22 protein-coding genes and 3 pseudogenes are annotated in these 26,270 nt (G+C 55.4%); 14 read left to right on the top strand and 11 right to left on the bottom strand.

Going from position 1 to position 26,270, the window contains the following annotated elements; all coding sequences use genetic code 11:
- Positions 1–97 precede the first annotated feature (97 nt).
- The 4 genes and pseudogenes from ACR0KS_RS19995 to ACR0KS_RS19980 all read left to right on the top strand — a co-directional run.
- Positions 98–376, top strand: a pseudogene (locus tag ACR0KS_RS19995) (c-type cytochrome); the annotation flags it as partial.
- Between the two features lie 10 nt (positions 377–386).
- A complete protein-coding gene (locus ACR0KS_RS19990; protein ID WP_170568106.1) occupies positions 387–728 on the top strand; it encodes a copper resistance CopC family protein in 342 nt (113 codons plus the stop codon).
- Positions 729–730: 2 nt separating this feature from the next.
- Entirely contained in the window at positions 731–1,597 is an 867-nt protein-coding gene (locus ACR0KS_RS19985; protein ID WP_170568107.1) for a CopD family protein, read from the top strand.
- Positions 1,598–1,674: 77 nt separating this feature from the next.
- On the top strand, positions 1,675–2,043 hold the full coding sequence (locus ACR0KS_RS19980) for a c-type cytochrome (protein ID WP_480693322.1): 369 nt from the start codon (positions 1,675–1,677) through the stop codon (positions 2,041–2,043).
- A 316-nt stretch (positions 2,044–2,359) separates the two neighbouring features.
- Here ACR0KS_RS19980 and ACR0KS_RS19975 read toward each other — a convergent pair whose 3' ends face one another.
- The 7 genes from ACR0KS_RS19975 to ACR0KS_RS19945 all read right to left on the bottom strand — a co-directional run bounded on the left by ACR0KS_RS19975 (position 2,360) and on the right by ACR0KS_RS19945 (position 9,885).
- Positions 2,360–3,856: a mannitol dehydrogenase family protein gene (locus ACR0KS_RS19975; protein ID WP_170568109.1), complete on the bottom strand. Its 1,497-nt coding sequence runs from the start codon at positions 3,854–3,856 to the stop codon at positions 2,360–2,362.
- Complete coding sequence (locus tag ACR0KS_RS19970; RefSeq protein WP_170568110.1) at positions 3,856–4,629, bottom strand: L-iditol 2-dehydrogenase; 774 nt, start codon at positions 4,627–4,629, stop codon at positions 3,856–3,858. Before ACR0KS_RS19970 ends, ACR0KS_RS19975 begins: the two co-directional genes overlap by 1 nt.
- On the bottom strand, positions 4,626–5,630 hold the full coding sequence (locus ACR0KS_RS19965) for an ABC transporter ATP-binding protein (RefSeq protein WP_170418472.1): 1,005 nt from the start codon (positions 5,628–5,630) through the stop codon (positions 4,626–4,628). Before ACR0KS_RS19965 ends, ACR0KS_RS19970 begins: the two co-directional genes overlap by 4 nt.
- 12 nt (positions 5,631–5,642) lie before the next feature.
- Positions 5,643–6,473, bottom strand: coding sequence for a carbohydrate ABC transporter permease (locus ACR0KS_RS19960; RefSeq protein WP_170388048.1), 831 nt, complete (start codon positions 6,471–6,473; stop codon positions 5,643–5,645).
- A 13-nt stretch (positions 6,474–6,486) separates the two neighbouring features.
- Positions 6,487–7,353 (bottom strand): carbohydrate ABC transporter permease, encoded by an 867-nt coding sequence (locus ACR0KS_RS19955; protein WP_170388045.1) that lies wholly within the window; start codon positions 7,351–7,353, stop codon positions 6,487–6,489.
- 106 nt (positions 7,354–7,459) lie between these two features.
- Complete coding sequence (locus tag ACR0KS_RS19950; RefSeq protein ID WP_170388043.1) at positions 7,460–8,764, bottom strand: ABC transporter substrate-binding protein; 1,305 nt, start codon at positions 8,762–8,764, stop codon at positions 7,460–7,462.
- Positions 8,765–8,859: 95 nt separating this feature from the next.
- On the bottom strand, positions 8,860–9,885 hold the full coding sequence (locus tag ACR0KS_RS19945; protein ID WP_170568111.1) for a LacI family DNA-binding transcriptional regulator: 1,026 nt from the start codon (positions 9,883–9,885) through the stop codon (positions 8,860–8,862).
- Positions 9,886–10,007: 122 nt separating this feature from the next.
- On the opposite strand from ACR0KS_RS19945, the gene xylB reads away from it, so the two are divergent.
- Entirely contained in the window at positions 10,008–11,453 is a 1,446-nt protein-coding gene (gene xylB / locus ACR0KS_RS19940) for a xylulokinase (protein ID WP_170568112.1), read from the top strand.
- A gap of 143 nt (positions 11,454–11,596) precedes the next feature.
- Here xylB and ACR0KS_RS19935 read toward each other — a convergent pair.
- Positions 11,597–11,887: pseudogene (locus tag ACR0KS_RS19935) on the bottom strand (integrase core domain-containing protein); the annotation flags it as partial.
- Between the two features lie 141 nt (positions 11,888–12,028).
- Positions 12,029–12,769: an FAA hydrolase family protein gene (locus tag ACR0KS_RS19930; protein ID WP_170568113.1), complete on the bottom strand. Its 741-nt coding sequence runs from the start codon at positions 12,767–12,769 to the stop codon at positions 12,029–12,031.
- A gap of 219 nt (positions 12,770–12,988) precedes the next feature.
- Between ACR0KS_RS19930 and ACR0KS_RS19925 the strand changes: the two genes are divergently transcribed.
- The 9 genes and pseudogenes from ACR0KS_RS19925 (at position 12,989) to ACR0KS_RS19885 (ending at position 21,469) form a co-directional block, all read left to right on the top strand.
- The gene (locus ACR0KS_RS19925) at positions 12,989–14,035 is read left to right on the top strand and encodes a Gfo/Idh/MocA family protein (RefSeq protein WP_170568114.1); all 1,047 of its coding nucleotides are present in this window, start codon (positions 12,989–12,991) and stop codon (positions 14,033–14,035) included.
- A gap of 2 nt (positions 14,036–14,037) precedes the next feature.
- On the top strand, positions 14,038–15,015 hold the full coding sequence (locus ACR0KS_RS19920; RefSeq protein WP_170568115.1) for a hypothetical protein: 978 nt from the start codon (positions 14,038–14,040) through the stop codon (positions 15,013–15,015).
- Between the two features lie 30 nt (positions 15,016–15,045).
- Positions 15,046–15,672, top strand: coding sequence for an SIS domain-containing protein (locus ACR0KS_RS19915; protein ID WP_170568116.1), 627 nt, complete (start codon positions 15,046–15,048; stop codon positions 15,670–15,672).
- A gap of 2 nt (positions 15,673–15,674) precedes the next feature.
- A complete protein-coding gene (locus ACR0KS_RS19910; RefSeq protein ID WP_170568117.1) occupies positions 15,675–16,463 on the top strand; it encodes an inositol monophosphatase family protein in 789 nt (262 codons plus the stop codon).
- Between the two features lie 25 nt (positions 16,464–16,488).
- Positions 16,489–17,166, top strand: a complete 678-nt coding sequence (locus ACR0KS_RS19905; RefSeq protein ID WP_170568143.1) for a cytidylyltransferase domain-containing protein — start codon at positions 16,489–16,491, stop codon at positions 17,164–17,166.
- Positions 17,167–17,176: 10 nt separating this feature from the next.
- Positions 17,177–18,097, top strand: a complete 921-nt coding sequence (locus ACR0KS_RS19900) for a phosphoglycerate dehydrogenase (RefSeq protein WP_170568118.1) — start codon at positions 17,177–17,179, stop codon at positions 18,095–18,097.
- Positions 18,098–18,217: 120 nt separating this feature from the next.
- Positions 18,218–19,117, top strand: coding sequence for an SMP-30/gluconolactonase/LRE family protein (locus ACR0KS_RS19895; protein WP_170568119.1), 900 nt, complete (start codon positions 18,218–18,220; stop codon positions 19,115–19,117).
- Positions 19,118–19,201: 84 nt separating this feature from the next.
- A pseudogene (locus ACR0KS_RS19890) lies at positions 19,202–19,958 on the top strand (IS5 family transposase).
- A gap of 455 nt (positions 19,959–20,413) precedes the next feature.
- The gene (locus tag ACR0KS_RS19885; protein ID WP_170568120.1) at positions 20,414–21,469 is read left to right on the top strand and encodes a class I SAM-dependent methyltransferase; all 1,056 of its coding nucleotides are present in this window, start codon (positions 20,414–20,416) and stop codon (positions 21,467–21,469) included.
- A 39-nt stretch (positions 21,470–21,508) separates the two neighbouring features.
- On the opposite strand, the gene ACR0KS_RS19880 is transcribed toward ACR0KS_RS19885, so the two are convergent.
- Entirely contained in the window at positions 21,509–25,186 is a 3,678-nt protein-coding gene (locus tag ACR0KS_RS19880) for a glycosyltransferase (protein WP_170568121.1), read from the bottom strand.
- Positions 25,187–25,638: 452 nt separating this feature from the next.
- Positions 25,639–25,986 carry a hypothetical protein gene (locus tag ACR0KS_RS19875; protein ID WP_480693321.1) on the bottom strand — a complete coding sequence of 116 codons (348 nt, stop codon included), beginning with the start codon at positions 25,984–25,986 and terminating at the stop codon, positions 25,639–25,641.
- Between the last annotated feature and the right edge of the window lie 284 nt (positions 25,987–26,270).

Here is a 26,270-nt window from a genome sequence, read left to right as displayed (position 1 = left end):
AGATCTGGGACGTCATCCAGCCGCCCCAAGTGACCAAGTGCGGATACCAGCGTCGTAATATCGGCCACAATGTCAGAATTGCGTTTGAGTAGACGGTAATGCCGCAATCGGCCAGCGTATCTTTGAGGTCTCCTGCGCCTCCTGCCACGGCGTCAATGCGGTCGGTGTAGAAGGCGCAGGACCACCTCTGATCCACAAAATATACGAACCCAGCCACCATGCCGATGAAGCCTTTCAGCGGGCGGTTTCACAAGGTGTAAGAAGCCACCATTGGCAGTTTGGAGACATGCCGCCAGTAGAAGGTCTGACGCGAGGTGACGTTGCTATGGTGATCGCGTACATTCGTGAAATTCAACGTGCCAACGGGATAAATTGAGGACAGGACCATGAAAAAGATCATAACGCTCGCACTCATGGTTGCTCTTCCCAGCGGCGTGCTGGCGCATTCCAAAGTCGAAGAAACGACCCCTGCCGACGGAGCCACAATGACCACTGTGCCCGCTGAAATTGGTCTCAACTTCTCTAAGGACATCCGGCTGACACGGATAGAGATGGCCCATGAAGAACACTCGGCAGTAAGCCTAGATTTGGGCGAGCAGACAAGTTTTGGTCAGGAGTTCACGATCCCACTGCCGAGCAATGGAACGGGCACCTATATCATTGAATGGCGAGGCTTAGGTGAAGACGGCCATGCGATGCAGGGCGAGTTTTCCTTTACCGTGGAATGAGCATGCCAGACATTTGGGGTATTGCCACGATCCTCGCAAAGCTAGGGCTCTACATCGGCTTTGCGGGCTCCACCGGGCTTATGATTGTTAGCTGCATCTATTCCCGCTTTGTCTCACCGATACACCGAGCGATGAAGCGCCAAGCTAGGGCCTTAGCGTGCCTTGCTCTCGCCGCAACGGTGGTTGGCTTCATGCTTCGTGGAGCCGCCTTAACAGGCGGATTTGACGGCATGGTCGATCCAGAGATGCTTGGTCTACTTTGGCAGACATCCGTAGGCGACGTACTTGTTTACCGCGTTATTAGCGCAGTGATGATCCTTGTAGGACTGTCTATTCCTCACTTTGGTCTATGGATCGCATTGTTGGGTGGCACGGTGGCTTTGTGGTCCTTTGCACAGATCGGGCACGTGCCTGAACTAGAAAGTGTTGGCGTCAAACTCTTGCTCCTGTTGCACCTGCTATGTGTAGCCTTCTGGGTGGGCATCTTTAGCCCGCTTCGGAGTATGGCTCTCATGCCTGAACACCTGACAGATGCTGCTGAACTAGGTCATAGGTTTGGGCAAACTGCCGCATTGGTTGTACCGGCCTTGATCGGTGTTGGCCTATGGATGGCTTGGTTACTTGTCGGCAGTCTACAAGGGCTCTTGTTCACTGGCTACGGGCAGGCACTGTTGTTCAAAGTGTTCCTTGTGGGGCTGCTGTTGGTCCTCGCCGCCGCGAATAAGCTCCGATTTGTTCCCGCCATGCAAAGTGGAGAGGCGAAGGCAGCACAACACCTCGCTCGGTCTATCGAGGTCGAGGCAATAGTCGTATTAGTGGTTTTGGCGACAACGGCGACACTCACCAGCGTACTAACACTTCCGAGTTAAGGTAGGTAGAGATGAACAAACACCTTTCCGCACTTGCTATATGCTGCATTGGTACCAGCATCGCTGCAGACCATGAGTTGTTAGATAGAGACCTCGCGAATGGGCAGGAACTCTATGCAGAGCACTGTGCCTCATGCCATGGAGGTAATCTGGAAGGCCAACCCAACTGGCAGACACCCGACGACGACGGAGTGTTGCCTGCTCCACCACATGACGTGACAGGGCACACATGGCACCATGATAACCAGCTACTGTTCGAGTACACCAAGCTAGGTGGGGCGGGCGCATTGGCAGCACGTGGCATTAAAGACTTCAACAGTGGCATGCCCGGTTTTGAGGGCATCCTGACTGACGAAGGTATATGGGACGTGCTGGCCTACATACGCTCCACTTGGCCTGACGATGTTCAACAGATGCAGGCCAGCCGCAACCTGCCGCACCAGTAGAAGGCAGTAGTCCGGTGTAGGTTTGGGCATGCACAGTTCGACGTAGCAGGTTGCGCACTTCAAAGTGTGACACTAGGGTGAGACACACTACAAACCAACACACCACAATAGTGTTTACTATCAGCGCATTAGGCGTTCGGCGGCGTTTCCCCTAGGCTCCACCAAAATCCCTACAAATTGCATTAGCCGCGAATTCAGTCCGGTTGGCGTTTGCCTGTCCGTTCTGAACACCGCGAGCAACCGTACCCCTTCTATTGCCATAAGGGGTTTTGCTGGCGGTGTAGAGATGGCCGCCGCTGGACCTGACCGCAGATGGCTATTCCGCGTCGCCCAGATAAGTCCTGAGTGCGCGGCGGCTGCCGTCACTCCAGATACGGGTGAGCCAATTTGAGAACGCATCTGAAAAACGGGCGACCGTCGCCGCATCGCCGTACAGCTTGCGATTTTCGATCCAAACGCGCGGATTTTCCTTTGCAGCAAGCGCTCGCGATTGCAACTGCCCCCAAATCGGGTCGTTCGCCTCGATTTCCGTCCCATCTTCGCGCGTTCCTGCACACATCCGGCACCAGAACGCCTCGGCCAGGGCGAGCCCACCCAACGATGAGCCCGCCTCTATCGCATCGCGCAACGTTGGCAATAGAAATCCAGGGTGACGGGACGAGCCGTCAAAGGCCACGCGGCGCGTTGTGTCGTGGATGGCCTGGTTCGCGAAACGCCGCTCGATCAGGTCCAGGTATCCCAATGGGCTCAGGCCGGGGACAGGTTTTACATGCTCGACAATGTCATCGACCTGAACCTTTCTGAAAAAGGCGGAAATGTCCTTGTCCTGCATACATTCAGCTATGGTCGGGACGTGTAGAACCTCACCCACATTGGCAAGGATCTGATGGCCGCCGTTCAGGATGCGCAGTTTCATCGCTTCGTATGAATGAACGTCAGCTGTCATTGTAACCCCAACGTCCTCAAGTTGAGGACGGCCAGCGCAGAAATTGTCCTCGATCACCCATTGGCGAAAGTTCTCGTGTGTCACAGGCGCGCGGTCATCCAGACCCAAGGCGCGGCATTGGGAAATAACCTGCTCGGTCGTTGCCGGAACGATGCAGTCAACCATCGAGTTCGGAAACGCCCCGTTCTCGTCAATCCAGTCGGCCAGAACGGGGTCGGACAAGCGAGCGAGATCGACGACGCATCCTCGAAGAATCGTGCCGTTGCCTTGAAGGTTGTCACAGCTCAGGGCTGTGAACGGCCGCAACCCGGCGATCATACGCTGTTTCAACGCTGCGACGATTGCTCCGAATACCGTGACAGGGCTGTCCGGATGCCGCGCGTCGTGGCGGATGTCATCGTGCGACGTGTCAAAATCGCCCGTATTGGCGTCAAGGTAGTACCCGCCTTCGGTCACCGTAAGCGAGACGATACGTATGGCAGGGTCCGCCATTTTCCGGATCAACGGGGCGTTCCCCTCCTCGATCGGCAGATAATCCACCATCGGCCCGATCACCTCGGCGGACACGCCTGAAGGGTCCAATTCGATCAGCGTTGTCAGACAGTCCTGCTCCATCAGCTTGCGGCGCATGTCCGCGTCATAGGCGCGAACCCCGGCTCCGATAATTGCCCAGTCCAGCGCGGCTCCTGTCTGCATCAACTGATGAATGTACCACGCCTGATGTGCACGATGAAAATTTCCCAACCCGATGTGAACAATGCCGGGCGTCAGGTCGTCCCTTTGGTAACGTGGCCGACCTATGTCGGAGCGCAGATCAGCGAGTGCGCCGCGCCCAAGCCGTACCGGTGGAGTGGTCAGAGGGTTCATCAGCTCATCCAGTTTCCGCCATCGACATTGTATGTCTGGGCCACGATGTATTCGGCGTCGTCCGAGGCCAGAAAAACCGCCATGCCTGTCAGATCCTCGGCCGACCCCATGCGTCCGAATGGTACCGCAGCCGCGACTTCCCGCTTTTTTTGACCCGGCTCCTTTCCTTCGTATTTGGCAAAGAACGTGTCTACACCGTCCCAATGTTCGCCATCGACAACACCGGGTGCGATGGCATTCACGTTGATCCCCTGCGAGATCAGGTTCAGACCCGCTGATTGGGTCAGAGAGATAACGGCCGCTTTGCTGGCGCAGTAGACCGCGACCAGTGGCTCACCGCGCCGCCCGGCCTGAGACGCCATGTTTATGATGCGGCCCTTCACTTTGTTCTGAATCATGTGCCGCGCCACGGCCTGCAACGTGAACAGTGTTCCGGCAACATTGATGTCGAAGACGCGCTGATAATCGGCGCGGTCGATTTCGGTGATCGGCGCTGCGGTAAAGATCGCGGCGTTGTTGATCAGGATGTCGATGGGTCCGAACTGCGCAGCGGTTTCGGCAACGGCGGCGTCGATGCTGTTTTGATCGCAAACGTCCATCTCGACTGCGACCGCAGCAGAGCCAATTTCATCCGCTGCAAGCCGCGCCCGGCCTATGTCGATATCGGCAATGGAAACGCGCGCGCCTTCCGTTACATACGCCTTGGCGAATGCCAGACCGATCCCCCGCGCGGCACCTGTAATGAGTGCAGTTTTCCCTTCCAGCCGTCTCATTCAATCCTGAGCCCCTGCGCATCAAAACGATGAATGACATCCGCACGCGGAGTCAGGTGGATGCGATCCCCGTGGCGGAATCCGACCTCGCCATCGGCACGGACAGTGATTGTTTCGGCCAATCCGGTCTCATGCACATGGAAGAACGTGTCCGAGCCGAGATGCTCGGATACGCTAACAACGCCCGACCACTCTCCGCTGCTGTCAGACACAGCGATATGTTCGGGGCGAATTCCGATCGTGTGCGCGTCATGTTTCGCGGCCTCTTCGCCAGAGATGAAGTTCATCTTGGGCGAGCCGATGAACCCGGCCACAAACAAGTTTCGCGGTGTTCGGTACAGCTCGAGCGGGCTGCCAACCTGTTCGATAATCCCGGCTTGAAGGACAACAATCTTGTCGGCCATCGTCATCGCTTCTACCTGATCGTGGGTGACGTAGATCATGGTGGTTTCAAGCCGCTCATGAAGCTCACTGATTTCAAGCCTCATGCCGACCCGCAACGCGGCGTCGAGGTTGGAGAGAGGCTCGTCAAAAAGAAAAGCTGCGGGTTCGCGAACGATGGCACGCCCGATGGCCACGCGCTGGCGCTGACCGCCCGACAATTGTCCAGGACGGCGGTCGAGGTAGTCGGTCAGGTTCAAAACCTGTGCGGCCCCCTCTACGCGACGGTCAATTTCAGCCTGATCCAGCTTGGCCATGCGCAATGGGAAGGCAATGTTTTTGCGAACGGACATGTGCGGATAAAGCGCGTAGGACTGGAAAACCATCGCCAATCCGCGTTTGGCGGGCGGCACATCCGTGGCATCTGCCCCATCGATATCAATGGATCCCGACGTTATATCCTCCAGACCCGCAATCAGGCGCAAAAGGGTGGACTTTCCGCACCCCGATGGGCCGACGAAAACGGTGAACTCGCCATCCTCGATGGTCAGATCCAGCGGTGGGATAACCTGCACGTCGCCGAAGCTCTTGGTCACGGACTTGAGTTGTATGCGTCCCATAAATCGTCTTCCTTATTTCACAGCGCCGAAGGTCAGGCCGCGGACAAGTTGTTTCTGGCTGAACCAGCCAAGGATCAGGATTGGTGCGATCGCCATCGTCGAAGCCGCGCTGAGTTTGGCAAAGAACAAACCCTCGGGGCTGGAATAGCTGGCGATAAACGCCGTGAGCGGGGCCGCATCGACAGCGGTTAGGTTGAGCGTCCAGAACGCCTCGTTCCAGGCAAGGATGAAGTTCAAAAGCACGGTCGACGCAATGCCGGGAATGGCCATCGGAGTCAGAACGTAGAGGATTTCCTCTTTCAGCGAAGCGCCGTCCATTCGCGCGGCTTCCAGAATTTCTCCGGGAATTTCGCGGAAATAGGTGTAGAGCATCCAGACGATGATCGGCAGGTTGATCAGCATCAGCACAACCACCAACCCCCCGCGCGTATCCAGCAAACCCAGCCGGATAAACAGCAGATAAATCGGGTACAGCACACCGACGGCTGGCAGCATCTTGGTGGACAGCATCCACAGCAGAATATCTTTGGTGCGCTTTGAGGGCACAAAGGCCATCGCCCACGCCGCAGGCACTGCGATGATAACCCCCAACAGGGTCGAGCCCCCTGCGAGGATGACTGAATTCCACAGGAACCGCATATAGTCCGAGCGTTCCTGCACAACGGCATAGTTCTCGAGCGTCCAGTCAAAATTCAGGAACAGCGGTGGGCTGGCGATGGCCTGTGCCTCTGTCTTGAAGCTGGTCAGGATCGTCCAGAGGATCGGGAAAAAGATCAGCAGACCGACAGCCCAGGCAAGGGCGGTGTTCAGCGATTTGCGGCGGGGTGTGACGGCGCGGGCCATGACTGTTACCTCCTCACGCGTCCAGATTTTTGCCGACGATGCGCATCAGGAAGAACGCAACAATATTGGCAAGGATGATGGCATAGACCCCTCCAGCTGATCCAAGACCCACGTTCTGGCTTTCCAGCACACGCTGGAAAATCAGGTAGGTCAGGGTACGGGTGCCGAAAGCACCGCCAGTGGTCACGAAGATTTCCGCAAAGATCGACAACAAAAAGATGGTCTGGATCAGGATCACGATAGTTATCGCGCGGCCGAGATGCGGCAGGATGATATGGTAAAACCGCTTTAGTGGCGGCGCTCCATCCATTTCAGCGGCCTCCAGTTGTTCACTGTCCAACGACTGGATCGCAGTCAGCAGGATCAGGGTCGCGAAGGGTAGCCACTGCCACGAAACGATCATGATGATCGAAGTCATCGACGCCTGGGACAGCCAGGAAATCGGCTCGGCCCCGAAAAAGCGCCACAGATGTGCCAGCAACCCATTCACCGGATCCATGAACATGTTTTTCCAAACCAACGCGGACACTGTCGGCATGACAAAGAACGGAGCGATTACAAGGATGCGGACAACGCCTTGGCCCCACATTGGCTGGTCCAGCAACATCGCCAGAAGAACACCCAGAATGACCGTTATCACCAAGACACCGCCAACGATCACAAGCGTCGCCTGCACGGCCGGCCAGAACGAACTGGAAGAAACGAAGCGGATGTAGTTATCCAACCCGACCCAGCCCAGATCACCGCCACGAAGAGGAAGGTATTTCTTGAAGGAAAAATACAGTGTCATCGTCAGCGGAACGAGCATCCAGCCAAGCAGCAAAACCACGGCAGGTGCCATCATCAGGCGAGCGACGGATCGGGAATGTTGAGTTGCCATGGCGCAAACCCTCTCTGTTCAGGCGTAGCACAAGCCTGCGAGAAAAACGCGAGTTGTGAAAGTGAGAGCGGGGGGCAACATGTGCCCACCCGCCGGGGAGAAGACCTCAGTACCCTGCGGCTTCCATTTCTTCAGCAGTGAATGCCTGAGCTTTTTCAAGCGCTTCGTCCACTGATTGCTGTCCGGCGTAAACTGCCGAAAACTCCTGACTTACCTGCGTGGCGATGCCCGCAAATTCCGGGATCGCAACGAATTGGATACCGGTATAGGGCGTCGGCTGGGCGCAGCAGTTCTGCGGGTCAGCCGCCAGGATCGACTTGAGCGTCATCTGTGCGAAGGGAATATCCTTGTATTCCGGATTTTCGTACAACGAAGTCCGCGCGCCCGGAGGCACATTGGCCCACCCTTCATTCTCGGCAACCAGTTCGATGTATTCCTTCGAGGTTGCCCACTCGATGAACTGCTTGGCCGCGTCCTCTTGCTGTGTGCCTGCCGGAATTGCCAAGGCCCATGCCCACAACCAGTTCGCTCGTTTATCGACGCCTTCCGCGTTCGGAGCAAGCGCAAAGCCGACTTTGTCAGCCACGGTTGAATCGGTGGGATTTGTCACGAAGGACGCGGCGACAGTGGCATCAATCCACATTCCGCATTTGCCTTGCTGGAACAGTGACAGGTTTTCGTTGAAACCGTTTGTGGCATAGCCTGCCGGACCGGATTCACCCATCATGTCGACAAAGAAGGTCAGCGCCTCTTTCCACTCGGGCTGGTCGAACTGAGGTTTCCAGTCCTCGTCAAACCAACGCGCGCCAAACGAATTGCCGGTCACGGTGATAAAGGCACCGCCCTCACCCCAACCAGCCTTGCCGCGCAAACAGATTCCGTTGATGTCGTTGTCGCGGTCCGTCATGGCGGCCGCCGCCTCGCGGATGAACTGCCAGGTCGGGGCTTCGGGCATCTCCAAGCCCGCTTTCTCCATCAGGTCCATGCGATACATGATCATCGAGCTTTCGCCGTAGAATGGCGCCGCATAGAGCGTACCTTCATGGCTCAGACCACCGGCCATAGCCGGTAGAAGGTCGCCGACGTCGTATTCCTCGGACAGACCATCCAGTGGCACCAGCCAACCATTCGAGCCCCAGATCGGGGTTTCGTACATCCCGATGGTCATGATGTCGAACTGGCCGCCCTTGGTTGTTATGTCCGTGGTGACGCGCTGGCGCAGAACGTTTTCTTCCAGCGTCACCCACTCTACGTCGATGCCCGTCGCTTCGGTGAACTTGTCCGTATAGCCCTGCATCCGGATCATGTCGCCGTTGTTCACTGTTGCGATTGTGATGGATTGCGCGTGGGCTGCTGCCGTTGCGACGAATGTCAGTGCAGTCGCCGCACGAAGTGCGTTCTTCAGATACATCCCTGTCCTCCCTGAGCTTGGATGTCGTGCAGAGAGGGTAGTTTGTAAATTATCGCGGCGTCAATAAAAACTTTACGCGCGTTAATTTTTGAGCGTCACGCGGATTCCCTCAACACCAACCTGGCCGGAAACAGGGTCTCTGTCCGCACATCAAATTTCCCACCACTTTCAATGAGTTCAAACAACGTCTCGACACTGCGCGCGGCAACGTTGTCATAGTCATGAGCCGCTGTAGTCAACGAGGGGCACGTGAATTTTGCAAAGGGATGATCATCATTAGAGGCCACCCGCAAAGCGCAATCCTCTCTGCGACCGACCCGAATCCCCTGCTCGTAACAGGCTGCCAGAAAGCCGATGGCAAGCCGGTCATTGCTGCACAGGACCGAATCTGTTCTCAGCTCGCCCTCCTCCAGAACCTTGAGCGCTCCGCGACGGCCGATATCCTCGAAGGCCCAGCCTTTGCCTTCGACCTTGATAACATGAGGCTCAAACCCCAGACGCTTCATCACCTCGTTATACGCCTTGCGCCGCTTGTTCGCGTTCGGGTTGGCCGGGGTGCGCATTTCAAAGAAGGACGGAGGTTCGCCCGTGCGGGTCATGTATTCCACGGTTTGGGAAACAAAGCTGAAGTTGTCCGAGCCAATGAAGGCCGCACCCAGCCCCTCCAGGTTACTGTCGAAAAGAACCGTCGGGACGTCGGTGCAGAATTTTTCGATCGCCGACTTGTCGGACGCCCGCCCCAGCGGTGCAAGCAGCACGCCCGCAGGTTTCAGAGAGCGCAGGCTATCGAGTATCTCATTCTCAAGCTTTTGTTCGCCGTGAGAACTGAACAAGGTTGGCCGATACCCTGCCGCAATGCAGCTTTGCTCGAGGTAGCGGGCGATTTCGGCAAAGAACGGGTCGGCCAGATAGGGCACCACGATACCGACGTTCTTTGTCAGCTTTCGGTTCTGATTGATGGCATAGATATTCGGGCGATAGTCAAACCGCTCAAGGGCTTCTTCTATCTTAGCGCGCGTGCTGGCACGCACACTGTCGGGGTCGTGAAAGTACTTTGAAACCGTCGGTCGTGAGATTCCACTTACTGCGGCAAACTCCTCCATGTTCTTTATCTTGGTCATCTGTCGGCCTGCACGTATTGATCCATTGCGATCTTGTCGCAACTTTACATATTCTTTGCGCGCGCCAAAAAATCAATACCGCGTCTATTGCCGCCCAATCCAAGCCGGACTACAGATTCAACATGTTCATCGGGATTGATATCGGAACCTCGGCGGTCAAGGTCGTCTGCACGAGTGCGACGGACATTCTGGCTGCGGCTTATGTTGACATCCAAACATCTTCTCCTCAGCCCGGATGGTCGGAGCAAACGCCCGATATCTGGTGGCGCGCGACAATCACAGCGCTCAAACATTTGAGCCGTGAAATCAGTCTGGCCGATGCGCAGGCCGTGGGGCTGTCGGGTCAAATGCACGGGGCCGTGCTTTTGGATGCGGAACTGCGCCCGGTCAGACCCGCGATACTTTGGAATGACAACCGAGCCGCCCCACAATGCGAGCAACTGCGCGCGGCCGTTCCGCAGATCGGTCAAATAGCCGGTGTTCTTCCCCTTCCGGGCTTCACGGCACCCAAAGTCATGTGGCTTGAACAATCCGAACCTGAAAGTTACGGGCGGATCGCGCATATACTGTTGCCAAAGGACTATGTCGGCCTGCGCCTTCACGGTGAGATCGTGACAGATGTGTCAGATGCAGCCGGTACGCTTTGGTTGGATCAATCCCAGCGGGAATGGAGTGCTCGGATCGCCGAGGCCACCTGCACCCAGCCGGATTGGTTGCCTCCGGTCAAACATGGTCATTGCGTTGTTGGGCAGATCACACCACAGGGCGCGCAGGAAGCCGGGCTTCCGCAGGGCATCCCCGTTGTTGCAGGTGGGGGCGATGCAGCAACGGGCGCGGTCTCTCTGGGTGCCACCGAGGCGGGGCGCGGCTTCATATCGCTTGGTACATCGGGTCAGCTTTTTGTTGCAGATCAACGGTATCGCCCCAATCCCGAAAGATACGTTCACGCATTTGCTCACACGGTGCCGGATCGCTGGTATCAAATGGCTGCGATGCTGAATGGCGCAAGGCCAATCGCGTGGATAGGCGGTCAGCTTGGTCTTTCAGCAACCGAAGTCGTAGCGCTTGCTGAAACCGCAAACCGCACGCGAGCGCCCATTTTCCTGCCCTACCTCACGGGCGAACGCAGCCCCCATGGAAACCCCCAAATCCGAGCCTGCTTTCTTGGCTTGGAGGACGCCACAGGGCGGGCCGAGATTTGCTATTCGGTTGTTGAGGCCATCGCCCTTAGTTTTGCCGACGCAATCGAAAGCTTTGGCGACACATTGGGCGAACTGTCGGCGATCGGCGGCGGCAGCCAGTCGGACCTTTTGCTTAGGCTGATCGCCTCAGCGACAGGCACACCGATCCTGAGACCCCAAGGCGCAGACAGCGGCCCGGCATTCGGCGCCGCACGCCTTGCCGCTTGTGGGGTTGGCGCGCTGAGCATCAGAGACCTGGCCCAACAACCACCAACTTTGCGCAAGTTTGAACCCGAATTCTTCGCAGCCCTGTCTGACCGCTTGTCTGCATTTCGGACAATCTACAAGTCTATCGAAAATGTTCAGCTGCCCATTGGCCTGAACTAAAGCCGCCGCTGAACATTCCTGAGCGCGTGAAGCAATGCGCTTGCCAACGGCTTCCAAAAATCGCACCCAGAAAATTCAATCACCAGAAATTCAGCTTATGTTCAGGCAGGGACCGCCGGAATACATCCGCTCAAACATTGTAAGATCATAATTTGTGCTTCGCGCAGGCTATAGAGGATTTCACCGTTGAGCACCTCATCCCTGAACCGGCCTTTAAAGCTTTCACAGTATCCATTCTCCAAAGGGCTTGCTGATCCGTTCTCTCAAGGGCTTCCTGGTTCGATGTAGGTTGTCTTAGCTTCGATAGCGAAAATCCAATCCCTGACGGCTTGGGCAACAAATATCGGCCCGTTGTATGAAAGTATGAATCGGGGTGCACCCCGAAGTATGAAAAGATCCGTCAGGACATCGATCACGTCGACCGAGTTCAGCTTGTGCATAGTCTTCTAGATTGCCCACCGGCAGTTGAGCAAACCACTGGGCATGTCCACGAATTCGATGAAGACAAATCCGGTCTCGATCTAGCAACATGCCTTTTTGGGTGTTTGTCGCCAGACCAGAACGCAGGTCGCGCCTCAGATCAGGTTTAAGCTTACATCCCAGCCCAGGGCCTTAACACGCAGAGAATCGCCAGTTGCAACTTGGAAAGCTGGGCTGAGACCACCCGTTGCAACCCATTGTCCTGGCAGAAGCGGCGCGCCAAAACTGGCCGCAACCTTAAGAAACTCGAAAGCAGCCCCCAGCGGACCATTGGGCAGATTGGTGGAACTGCCGGATATGGTTTCTGTTCCATTATGCCATGTGCGGGATGAAAATTTCTGTTGCAAGGCAGTTTGATCAAATGGAGTGATTCCTGTGATCCAAAGCGCACCTGCTCCGGCCCGATCCACGATCTGTCCGTTCAGATTTGGTTTCAGCGCTTCGGGAAGAACCGATGCCGGAATTTCGAACCCGATTGCCATGCGGGAAAACTCCATATTACCAGCAGTATTATTACCCCGCACAAGCTCGAGCATGATCTCCGGCTCAGCCAACGGCGCATTGAGATGCTCAACTGGAACGGACGGGACACCTAAGAACAACTCTTCCGGATGCAGAGGGCCAATGAAACTGTCTTTGTTACGGAAAACTTTCCGTGACCATGGATTGGCCCCGCCAACTTTCCATGCTGCGATATTTTTCATTTGCGCAAAGCTAATGGCATACGCGTCGGACATGCTTTTGGGGATATCTGACTCTTCCAGCAGCGCAGGGCGCCCCGCTGTTCGGGCTTGCGAGAGCGCTGCGCGAATGTGTTCTGAGCGTTTTTGATCCATAAATTTTCTGCAATTCCATGTGTCGGGTAATTCATAGCCTCTAACTGGCGCAGTGCAATCGAAGTTTATCTCAATTGGCGCGTACTCACACCTACGAAGGACTTCCAACTTGCGCAGGGTTTGTAGCCTGATATGGTCGGCACGATTTGGCGTTCAGACTGTAATGCACGGTTTCATAACGTTGTTGGGCACTGCGCCCCGATGAAGAGAGTTTGGTGTATGACCTTGCGTGTGGCCATAATCGGTTATGGCAAAATGGGACGGATTCGCCACGAGGCAATGGAACGTCACGGCGGGTTTGAAGTGGTAGTGGCTTGCGACACATCGTTGGATCACGATGCAAGTGTTCCCATGGTTTCCGACCCGTTGGCTGTTTATGACTTCAACCCGGACATCATTGTTTGCAGCGTGCCGAACATGATGATCCCGGACGTGGTTTGTACGGCGCTGGAACGCGGAAAACACGTGTTCTCGGAAAAACCTCCCGGTCGCAATTCGGATGATGTGCGCCGCATGATAGGCGCTGAACATGCTGCAAAAGATCGGGTTTTGAAGTTCGGCTTCAATCACAGAGTCCATGACGCTATTGAAGAGGCAAAGAAGCTGATCGATGCCGGCACAATGGGTGAGCTCTATTTCATGCGCGGCGTTTACGGCAAGGCCGGCGGGCCGAACTATGCGGAGAACTGGCGCAATGACCCGGCACAGTCCGGTGGCGGTATTCTGATTGATCAGGGCATTCACATGCTGGATCTGTTTCAGATGTTTGCCGGTCGCTTTGAGGACGTGCAAAGCTATGTCCAGCGCAATTTTTGGACAGATGTTCCGGTCGAAGACAACGCTTTCGCGCTGATGAAGAATGCTGATGGCATTATTGCCTCGGCCCACTCTTCCGCCACGCAGTGGCAACACACGTTTCGGCTCGAGCTTTTTATGCGCAATGGGTTTGTTTCCGTGGATGGCATCCTGTCGGCTTCGGGCAGCTATGGGACAGAAGTGCTGACAGTTGCGTTAAACAGGCTGGATGCAGGAGGCAATCCGATCCCGAACCCGGAAAGTCAGGAACTGCGTTTTACGGAAGACAAGTCCTGGGACAAGGAAATCACCGAGTTTTACGACGCAGTTGTAAAGCAAGAACCGTTGCGCTGCGGAACATCTCAGCAAGCGTTGGATGTGATGGAACTGGTCGAGAGAATTTACTCCGCCGATCCAGAGTGGCAAAGAATACTGCAAGAGCAATCCACGCTTTCTGACCCGGCAATCTGACAATGCAAACACCTGTTTTTCTTGATCATCTTCCTGATGTCAGCACCATCACCGGGGAAAAACCCGTCCAATACCGTCTTGCTCGAAATAAGGCACTGTTACAATTGATGCTGGATGGCGATACGACGTGGACAGCGCGTCAGAATTGTCCGGCGTGTGGCGGAGATTTTGCCAGAAGCAAGAACTTTTCCCAGACGTTGCTGGAATTTAAGCGCTGCACTGATTGCAACACAATTTTTGCGCAGCGCGTTCCCGGCCAACAAACGCTGGACCGTCTGCGCCTTGATATCTTCGGTCAGAAAGAAACCAGGGATACAGGCAGTAACCGCGAGTTCGAATTCGTTTCACTTATGAATTGGATCAGCCTTACCGAAGCACGGCTTCAGCGCCCGCTTGATACAGTTGTCGATATTCGGTTCGCCTCGCAGGCGACCGCCTGGCCCAAATCGACGCGGCGGCTAAGCCACAATCGCAGTTGGGATTTCCTACCACTCACCCCCGAAAACGCTGAATTTGACGATATTGGTGAGCGTCTGAGGAACATAGCGCCCCGTGCGGTCTTGATGCCGACAGAGTTGGACCGTGTCGCCGAACCCGAGGCCCTGATGCGGACGATCAGGCAATCGGTGCCAGCAGGAACGGTAATTTTCATTGCCAGTTCCTGTGCGGACGGTTTGGAGTATGAAATTCTGGGAGCAGATTCCCCCAGCTTCATTCCGCTTGATCGGCTGACCGTATTTTCAATCAAGGGCTTTCAGGCTTTATGCGCACGGATCGGGCTCTCAGTTCTTGAAGTGTCAACACCCGGTCGGCTGGATGCCGTCATTCTGGATCGCTACTTCAAGACCACCGAGAATTCTGATATCCCCTTCTGGTCTGGCTTTTTTCGAGAGGCAGACCAGAACCGCTTGCGTGACTTACAAATCCTGCTTCAGCGCAGCCTGAGGTCTGGGGTCCTGCGCTTTGTGCTTGAAGCTTAAGAGTTACGCATCTTCGAAGGATGAATGGATATGAAAGACTTTTTCCCAAACACGCGTTTCCCGAGTTGTGAAAGCTTTGCTGGACAGTACTTCGAAACCCTCTCGAAGGCTGCAGCACTAAGCAACTTAAGCGCACTGGATCAGGTTTGCGCGTTGCTCGTCGAAACGATCCGGGCGGGCAACTTCATCTACATCTGCGGCAATGGCGGCTCTGCCGGTATTGCCAACCACTCGTTGTGTGACTTTTTGAAGTGCGTACGCACAGACACAGAGCTTAAACCGCGTTTCATGTCGCTTTCCGCACATACCGAAATGAACTCGGCACTAGCCAACGATATTTCATATGCCGAGATTTTTGCCTACCAATTGCAATCCATGGCCCGTCCCGGTGATCTGCTATGGACCGTAAGCTCGTCGGGGGACAGCGAAAATGTCGTGAGGGCGCTTGAAGCCTCAAAGGGCATTGGCATGAAATCCATCTCGTTTACCGGGTTTTCCGGCGGGCGATCAAGGGACATGGCGGACATGAACGTACATGTCGAAGCCACGAACTATGGCGTCATCGAGGACATCCACATGTCGTTCATTCATATTCTGACTCAGTATCTGCGAATGTCGAACATGGACGAAGCACTTATTGCCGAACGAAAGTTCTGACCATGCTTGGTCAGCCAACACCAGACGGCTTACATGCGGCGTTGTGCGCCGCGCTGCCCTGTTGGGTGAAAGAGGTATTCAACGAGCGGCCGGAAATCTGGAGCAAAGGCTCTGATGGTTTGGACTTGGTCACCAGTTTGGACCTAAACATGCAAAAGCTGCTTGAGGCCAAGCTGCCGGAATTGCTTCCCGGTTCTTCAGTGGTGGGAGAGGAAGACTACCACCCTCACCAGGGCTCAGGTTCATTCTGGCTGGTTGATCCGTTGGACGGAACCGTGAACTTTGTTGCTGGAGTGCCCGTTTACAGTGTTGCTGTGGTTTTGATCATCGACGGCGAACCGGCGCTGTCCGCTGTGTATGATGTCGTACAAAACGATCTTTATTCGGCGCAGAGGGGCGGTGGCGCTTGCCTGAACGGAGCGACTTTACATCCCACGCTCGGACAATCAAAATTGGCAGTCGTGTCCTCGGGGTTGCTCAAGGATTTTGCAACGGTCGCCCCTGACGCGCTTGTAAAGTTGCTGACCGAGTTCAAACTGCGCAATTTTGGCAGTCAGGCACTACATTTGTGTTACGCCGCAGCCGGGCGCGTCTGCCTTGTTGCCAGCCGGGAAGCAAAAGGCTGGGATGACATGGCAGGCGCCCTGATCGCCCAGGAGGCTGGGCTGCACTATGCCAGCTATGACCCCGGTGCTGCGCCGGTCCCTCTGGACGACGATCGAAAAAGCCTATGTGCGCCTTGGGAAATATTTGAAAAGCATAAATCCTTGTTTGAACGCAGTTGCGTCTGAGTTGGCTATCGATGGGAAGGAATACATGAAAACAATAGCAATGATACCGGCGCGCATGGGCAGCCAGCGACTGAAGAAGAAAAACCTTGCCCTGCTGGCAGGACAACCGCTAATTACCCACGCGATCGAGAAATGCAAGACCTCTGGCTGCTTTGACGAAATCTACGTTAATTCGGAAAACGCAGAGTTCGGACCCATCGCCGATCAGTACGGTATCAACTTTTACCAGCGCCCCGAGGATTTGGGCAATTCAGTCGCAACATCAGAGCAGTTTGTTTACGACTTCCTTAAAAATGTAGATTGCGACTTTCTTATTCAAGTACATTCGATCGCACCCTTGCTGACAGCCGAGGAAATAAAAAACTTTGCCGGAGCGTTTATCGCATCGGACGCGGATGTGATGCTGTCCTGTATCCAGGACCGGATTGAAGTGGCGTTTAAAGATCAGCCCGTGAACTTCACTTTCCAAGAGAAAACTAACTCGCAAGATCTGAACCCCGTCCAGCGCGTGACCTGGTCTATCACCGGCTGGCGCGCAAAGTCCTATATCGAGGCGGTTGAAGCGGGCACTATCGGCACTTACAATGGCAAGATCGCCTTTTACCCGGTGAGTGCGATCTCGGGTCACGTGATCAAAACGCAGGAAGACCTTGATATCGCCGAAGCTCTTTTGGGCGTTCTGGCAAAACGCAAAAACGCATAAGGGTTTCGTCATGCATGTGCTTGTTTCCAACATCATGATGATAAACGAAAAAGATCGTTTTGACACGCTATTGCGGGAAAAAGGGCTGACGCCAATCTGGCCTGAAGTAAACCAGTTCATGGCCGAACCGCAATGTCTGGAATACTCCCAAGACGTGGACGGGTGGCTCGCCGGCGATGATCAGATCACGCAAACCGTTCTGGAGGCTTATCTGCCGCGGCTCAAAGTGATCTCGAAATGGGGCACTGGTATCGACAGCATTGACCTTGAAGCGGCACGGCGCCTGAAAGTACCGGTTTGCAATTCGCCGGGCGCATTCCGGGATGCGGTCAGCGAATATGCCATTGGCCTGTTGCTTGCCGCGACACGTCGCCTGGCGCGCACCGACCGGATGATACGCGCGGGTGAATGGCCGAAGGGGCGCTTTCCCGGAATGACCGGAAAGACCATGGGTGTCGTAGGCTATGGGGCCATTGGCCAGGGAGTGGGCCAAAGGGCACGCGGATTGGGCATGAATGTGATTGCCCACGACCCGCATCTGGGCTCAGCGCCCGATGGCACGCAGATCGTTTCGTTCGATGCCCTGCTGGATCAAGCCGATGTGATTTGTTTGTGCTGCAATCAAACGCCTGAGAACTATCATCTGATCAACACGGACACGCTGGGAAGGGCCCGCGATCAGGTGATCCTGTGCAACGTGGCGCGCGGCGGGCTTGTGGATGAAGCGGCACTGATTGCCGCGCTGCAAAGTGGTAAAGTTGCGGCGGCAGCGCTGGATGTTTTTGAACAGGAACCTCTGACCACCGATCATCCTCTGCTGCAGTTCGAAAATGTCGCCGTCTCGAGCCACAACGCCAACAGCACTGTGCAGGCCATCGAATATGTCCATGAAAACACGTTGAATAACTTGTACCGGTACCTCGGGCTGTAGCCGTGCGAGGTGCGCTGCAAGTGACATTGCCTGCGAGAGGTGAGCTGGGTGGCAGAATACACCTAGCGGGTATCAGGCTGTCCGAGAATACCTCTGAGGTGCATTATTTCTGGATCTTCTATGACCTATCAAGCGAAAATTTTTGATGATCGCCCTTGTACTCTTGGCGAAGGCCCCCTCTGGCATCCGGAGCGCCAGCAGCTTTTCTGGTTCGATATCGTAGATTCGAAACTTCTGTCGCGCGTAGGGTCCCAATCCTTTGGCTGGCAATTCGACCGTAATGTCAGCGCTGCGGGTTGGATTGATTGGAACTATCTGCTGATTGCCAGCGAAACCGGGTTGAGCCGTTTCAATCTGGTGTCAGGGTCCGAGGAAATGCTCTGCGACATCGAAGCCGACAATCCGTTGACGCGCTCTAACGATGGTCGGGCCGATCCGTGGGGCGGCTTTTGGCTGGGCACCATGAGTAAGTCCGGAGACGCAGGCATGGGAACGCTCTACCGCTGGCGTCCGGACCACCATGGTGGAGGCGAATTGCAGGTTGTGAAGCACAATATGAGCACTCCGAATTCCATCTGCTTCGACTATAGCCGAAAGTGCGCGTATTTTTCGGACACCAAAACCCGTATCATCTGGCGCATCCAGGTAGACCCCGAATACGGTTGGCCAGTGGGCGAGGCGACGATGTTCGTCGATTTGCGCGCCACGGATGACCATCCCGAACGTAAACCGGATGGTGCCGTGGTGGATGCCGAAGGATGCCTGTGGAGCGCCCAATGGGGTTCAGCCCGAGTCGCGCGCTATAGCCCGAAAGGTGCATTCCTGTCTGCGATTGAGTTTCCCACAGGCCACACGTCTTGCCCCGCGTTTGGGGGGCAAGATTTTCGGCAGCTTTTTGTGACGACTGCTCGTCAGAAGCTGCCTGAAAATCGTCCGAAGTGGTTTGAACATGCCGGCAGCACGTTTCTTGTCCATTTGGATGTGCGTGGTTGTGCTGAACCGCGCGTTATTCTCAAATAGAAGTGCGCAAACCTAACCTAGGGTCAGGATGCATTGATTTTCGAAGCGCTGCGCGATTCACGACTCCAAAAACGGAGCGATGACATGAACGACCTATATTGGCTGACAGACGAGCAGATGGCCAAGCTTTCCCCTTTCTTCCCGAAGTCGCACGGCAGGCCGCGGGTCGATGATAGAAGGGTGCTGAGCGGGATTATCTTCATCAATCGCAATGGGTTGCGTTGGCGAGATGCGCCCAAGGAATACGGACCTCACGAAACGCTCTACAGCCGATGGAAGCGTTGGAGCGAGAAAGGCATCTTCGCACGAATGATGGCTGGTCTGGCCGCTGAGCACAGTGAAGAGAAAACAGTCATGATCGACGCCACATATCTAAAGGCCCATCGTACGGCGCCCAGCTTGGGCGTCAAAAAGGGGGGCGTGGCCGCCTGATTGGCAGAACCAAAGGCGGCATGAATACAAGGCTGCACGCTATCTGTGATAGTGAAGGTCGCCCGCTCAACCTGTTCGTCACTGCCGGGCAAGTCAGCGATTACATCGGTGCTCGGGCTCCGCTTAGCAGCATACCAAAAGTGGATTGGCTGCTCGGGGATCGCGGCTATGACTACGACTGGTTTCGAGATGCATTGAAAGACAAAGGGATACGCGCCTGCATCCCCGGTCGAAAGCAACTCAAGACGCCGGTCAAATACGACAAACGCTGGTACAAACGGCGCAACCGGATTGAGATCATTTTCGGCAGGCTCAAGGAATGGAGGCGCGTGGCGACACGCTACGCCGTTGCCCCAAGGTCTTCCTGTCAGCCATCGCACTCGCGGCAACCGTCATATACTGGTTATGAATCCTGAGCCTAGTGAAAACCTGTTCTGCGGGGTAGCCTGCTTCCAATTCCAACGCGAACGCACAGAGACGTCAGGCCGGTTCCTAAAGGTGGTAGCTGCTACTGCGCGAAAACCGATTAATCCACGAACTCTGCCAACCGTTTGTTGACTGGGCAGACAGATGCCCGTGTTAGGCTGGGTGGAGCACTTGGCGTTTTTTCCGGATACAACGCGGTCGCATCCATAACGTCTTCGTGCCCTGCATCCTGAAACATCTGCTTATCATCGGATAGGCTCTTCAGAGGTCTGGCACCTCGGTACCACCCACGCTACGTTATACCTCACGGTTAGTAGCCGCTGAACGGGGCATACTGCCGCGCTGCAAAACAAGGATTCGATTGGAAGATGATCGAGACGCGAACTGAATACACGACGTGTTGCGACACGTCTCATACCAAGTTGACAGTCGGGCACTATGACGTTTTTTGAAGGTGCGAGACGTCGGCTATCCAGGGCTGTGGACGCGCTTCTGGGACGCGAAGCGCACCCTGGTAGTCCCGGTCAGGCAGTATCCGGCGCACAAGTCACGGATCACGTGCCTCCATCCGCAATCGAGCAAGAAATCTTGACCGCCATCGCCCGGATCGAGGCGCGACTGGATGAGCGAAACTTCATCGAAATGGCAATCCGAGGGCGGATTGCCGAGATCACTTGGCGGCTTGCCGAAGCCCAGGACGGCGTTGCACGTCTCGACAAACGCTTTCCCGACATGCACGGCAAACTGACCGGGACTCGCGAAGGAATGTCCAAGGCCTTCGAAGAACTGGCCACGATCCGCCGGCGGCTTCTCGAAATCGAACGTCGGCTCCCACGCCAGCCCATTCGCGGACCCGGAACCGCGCATGATATGGATGGGCTCAATGACCTTTTCGCGGCGCTGGACTCAGCGAGATTTCTCAAGCGCGAAATGCCGAACGTACCGTTCTTTCCGTCAAAGGATCAATTGCTTGAATTCTGCGTGCAGGAGGCCGGATATCCGCCCGTTATCCTTGAGTTCGGTGTGTATTCCGGCGCAACGATAACGACGCTGGCAAACGCCTCGCCGCCCACGACCAGGCTTTTTGGATTTGACAGTTTCGAAGGTCTACCCGAGGATTGGCGACCCGGATATGAGCGTGGAATGTTCGCGTTGGAAACGTTGCCAGAAGTTCCTGAGAACGTGACCTTGGTCAAGGGCTGGTTCACCGACTCGCTTCCTGGCTTCATTGAGACCCTGGATGCACCGCTCCAGCTGGTCCATGTAGACTGCGACCTTTATTCGAGTACGAAATTCGTACTCGAAGCACTGCGAAACCATCTGGACAACCACGCCATCTTAATATTCGATGAGTATCTGAATTATGACGGCTGGGAGGAACACGAATACAAGGCCTTCCAAGAATTCGTCAATGACGGTCCGTTTGACTTCGACTACATCGGCTGCGTTCCCAGCCATCAGCAGGTGGCTGTCCGGTTGAAGCCCCAGTACTGACTTCAATGCCGCGACGCTCGGGCCTAGGCTGCCGATGTATCAATTCGGCGTTGGCCCCGGAGAGATGCTTTTGCGAGCCGCCGCCCGCAACTTGGATCGTTTTCCCGAAACGCGATAATACCCCGATTGCATGGCGTAGAGGATCGATAGCACAGCCTTGTCCAGTCGCGACAGCTTCGCGCCACGGATACCGCCCGATTTGCGCAACAGCCTCGCAAGCGCAAAAAGCTGCAAGCCGTCGTCGGCGAGCGCCTCAGCTTCCCGCCGGGCACGCTGGTTCACCGGAAGCGCTGCGAATCGAGAGGCCGCCGTCAGCAACTGCGCCCGGGCCTCGCGCAGCTCCGGCAAAGACGCTTGCTCGCTCGCGATCGGGGGCTTGTTGGCAGCCCGATCCTTGAGGTCGCGGGCTACTCGCTTATCACCCGCTGCGGCATTGCGCACGAAATCGATCGACCCAATATTGAGATTGAGAAAGAGCGAAGTCGCGGGCCCGTCATTGAAGTAACGCTCGTCGCCAGGCCGGATCAGGTCTGGGATCGCATCAAGAAAGCCCTCCTTCATCTGGTCCGGCAGTCGATCCCAGGCGAAGTTCAGAAGGTGGATCTTGTAGGGCACAAGATACGGCTGGAATTGCGCGTACTTCCCCGACGCCTCGCAAATCTCGTTCATGAGCCTAATCGCATCGATCATACCGTAGACTCTTGGGTTCGTGGACTGTGTCATAGATTTTGAGTGGATGCGGAAACGGTAGAAAGACTTGTTCAGGACGAAGACGTCGTCCGTGGACAGAAGCGTGCGCAGATTCTGCGGATTGTCGTCGAAATTCGCACAGTCGAGGTCGAATAGCAGGCCCTTCTCAACGAGGACATCGCGCCGGAACACTTTGGCCCAGGGGAACGGATAGAGAGCGAAGAGCGGCTTGTCTTGTTCTCTCATGCGGAAAAGACGGTCTTGGGGAAAGAAGTTCCGGAACCGGAAATACCGTGGGGCACCGATGGTAGGCCGCGAATACATCTCGGAATAGAAGTAGTAAAGGACGTCGGCTTTCGATTCCTCGATCGCATCCAGAATCTGGCGGTATGCGTCTGGATGAAGAAGATCGTCACAGTCGAAGAATTGCAGATATGTGCCGCGGGCATTCTCTACACCGAGATTTCGTGCGGCGCGTTGGTTGGGTTCGTCCTGCCAAATGACCTTGACTCGAGAATCGCGCGCAGCGAAATATTCTAAAATGTCCTGCGAGCCGTCGCTCGAGCCGTTGTTCACGCAAAGCAGCTCGAAATCAGACATGGTTTGGTTGAGAATCGAGCCAATGCAGTCCGCAAGATGCTCTTCGCCGTTAAAGACCGGCATGACGATCGACAACCGCGGGGTTTTGCCGGCCTTGAAGCGCTGGGGCTTTCGGTAGGCGGCAAGAGCCGTAGTCTCGTCCGCAAGGTGCTCCGCGGCTTTGCCGTTAAGAAGAGACAACATGTCTGGCGCGACCCGGTCCTGCGGTCGCGCACCGGTGCTTCCTGAAACATTGTAGAGATAATATTTCAAGGCGCGCGCGACGTGGTCATTGAAGCGCGCACGTTGTTCGTCGGTATATCCTCCCGCGAGCGCATCCTGGACCGCATTCTCAAGCCCGTCTCGGTCGCCGAGCTGATAGACGGCACCCGAACCATTGATTTGGTTCATGCCAAGCATCAGAACCGGTTTATCGTGAAACAGGGCTTCGTAGCTTCCCTGCGAGACATTGGCGATAACTAGATCCGCGATCTCGAGGCAGTCGCCGAGATTACAGTCCGACACCGTCACAATATCAGCATACGCTTCGGCGAGGTCCAGACCGCGGGTAATCGTGATCGGATGTGGTTTGTAGACAATCTGAACGTCCGGGTTATTGGCAAAGATTTCCGATAAATGGCTGACGATCTCGTCATTATCTTTGTAGAGAGGCGAATGAAATTTGCGCGCGGCATCGCCGTAAGGCACATTCCCCGAGAAGGCATCGTTGCTGCCGACAAAAAGCACGATCTTCTTTTTCGACGCACCGAGCTGCTGGAGCTGGCATCGGGTGCTGTCGCTGACGTCGATAGGCAGGTTGCGCGACGGGCGTTCGGCTCTCACGCGCTCGAGATAGGTCTGCGCCGTGGTGCGATCCTTGTCCGAGAGCGGCAAGGCATTGAACTTGTCGGCATGGCGCGTGACCCAGCTCTCGCCCATGTGACCGAGGCAATCGAAGGCCATCGTATCCGGCAGGACGCCGAGTTCCATCGTCATCATGGGAACGCCAAAGTCGGCGCATATATGCCTGAGGATTCGCGGAACCAGAAGATAGGTGCCCCAGCCGACGACAATATCGGGGCGGTAGAACGCAATCGTGCGCGCGAGGTAGAGATACGCTGCATTGGCGACTGCCCGCGCTGCCCGCTCGGTGCAGCGATATTCCTTTTGCAACGCCGCGATGGCCCCGGTTATCGCTTCCTCTGGAATGTCATCGCGCCGAAAGCCGAATGCCTGCACGAAGTTTTTGTCCCGGACGGTCATCGTCACATTGGCAAGCAGATCGGGCAGATCCTCGAACACCAGGCCGTCGTGCTCACGGTGTTTGACGTTGCCATCGATGATGGCGAGATCGAAGGTTTCGTCACCAAGAAAATCCGACAGTTTGCTGCGCTGCGGCACGTGACTTCCGGTGTCGAGCCAAGAAAAGAAGAGCATGCTTTTCTTGACGCTGCCCTCGCGGCGTTTCATCCAATGTGCTCGAGCCTCATTGCGGGTGCGATGGTTGTGTTCGCTGAAAAAAACGGAGACCTTTTCGAACGGGTCAAATTCGCTATTCTGCCTAAGCGCGTCGAAACGTACCGAGTTCTCTTCCATGAAGAAATAAGCATCCGCGTCGACCTTGTAGGACTGCGCGATCGATGCAAAGGGCTTCCACATGCCGCCTGCGAAATGCACGACGTAGGGCTTCTGTTCGGTCTTCTTGTGAAAAAAAGACTGCGACTCCGTCTCCTCCAACAAGTCCTTGCCACCGTTGCACAAATGAAGCACATCACCCTCGTCGAACAACCTGAACAACTCAGGCGACTTGGCGCGGATGACCCGCACCAGATCCTGGTCGTGCCATTTGTGGTCACGAAAAAGTTCAATCGCGCAGGATGAGAACAGGTCGCGCACCTGAGCAAAGACTCTGCTGATAAGCTGCGGCGTCGAAACGACAAAGCCGATATTGATCTCGTGCTTGCCGAAATCCATATCCGAAGTGTCGTGGAACCGTGCATAATGGAAGTTCTTCACCCATAGATTGGTACCGGGAAGGTTCTCATTTTCCTCCTGCCAGTACCAGACGGCCGACGTGTCTGCCTGACACTTGTCGAACAACTCGTTGACATCGCGCTGAAAATAGAGATCGTTGTCGCAGAGCGCCATCTGATCATAGGCGTCGCCAAATTTGTCCGCCCAGTCGCAAATTATCAGCTTGCTCATGCGCTTGTTTCGGTAGAGTTCGAACGCGGCGTCTTCGTCGAGCACTCCGTTGACATACTCTGGCTGAGCTCTCGCGATTTCCCTGCGATACTTCCAATCACCTAGTGAAATCAGCGGATTGATCAAATACCGAATGCCGCGGCTCTCGAGGAACTGTTGGCATCTCATGCTGAGATGGGTTGAGATAACCCAGAGGTCACCATCGAAGTTGCCGCGCGCCTGATCAAATAAGGATTCAATCATCAGGTTCGCTTGTGCGACATGAACAGTGTTGGCTGTAAAGACTATTGCCCGTCTTGTCATCGGTCTAGCGGCCTCTGTTTTTCAAGTTTTTGGCGACTCTTGTACTAGAGCGGAACCACCGACTGACATAGATTGATTTTCAAGCGAAGAATGTAGAAGATTCAATTGCTCAGCAATCTGCGGGTGCGTTCTGTACATTTGGAGTCCTATGCTGTGCTTCGTACCAATTGCCACGAATCAAGCTGCGCAAGCAAGGCCGAAGATAAGCTTCTGGTTTCGTGCTAAACAACTGCTACAAGAAAATCGGCTGGCTTCGGAGAATTTTGGCGCTGAAACAGAGCTATCGCGGTTCATAAAATCTGTGACGGATAGAAATGAGCAGAATGCCACACTTTTCTATGAGTGGAATGATGGCCTTGTAACGACTGGCAAAAACAACGCTGCCGAAACTCTCAAAAGGGGAGTTTCGGAAGGAAGCCATGAACGCATGTTTGCGTATTTTGCGCGAAACGACCCACAATTAAGGTGGCGTATTTTCGAAGCAAGGCATTTGCGCGTTTGAGGTATTCCGCAAGGGCTGTTTCTAAAATATCTTGGTGAGTTTGGTCGGTTTCTGCGGCGTGCATTCTCAGGTGGCGGTAGGTTTCACCGTCGAGAGCAAATGCCAGGTGTTTTTTACCCTCCCGCTTAGGCTTCTTTTCCTGAATTGATTGCCCTGCCCCGCATTGCAATATGCCAGTATCGGTTGGACGGTTTTCGGTGTTCAAAAGGCCACCAAGGGCCACGGGCTTCTCAGACATTCAGAATCCCTTTCACGTAACCCCATACGGCGGCAATCTCTGCCCCGGCCTTGTCATCGGTAGCTTCAGATACCCCTTGGCCAGTCGCGCCGGTTTCAGCATAGGCAACATGTTGAGCGACATTTACCGGGGCAACTCTACCTTGTTGCGCCAAAACGCGAGCCGCTTCTTCTGTGACCCCCGCCCGCGGCGTCTGAGATAGGGTAGAACCCTTGCAGCGTTCACGGTGGCTGTGGTCGCGCCTAGGGCCCGCAAACAGTTGGGGGAAGCCCGAACCATGATCA

Source organism: Ruegeria sp. BC7, assembly GCF_056539165.1.
The sequence above is the reverse complement of the archived record's forward strand: the minus strand, read 5'-3'. Positions and strand labels throughout refer to the sequence as shown.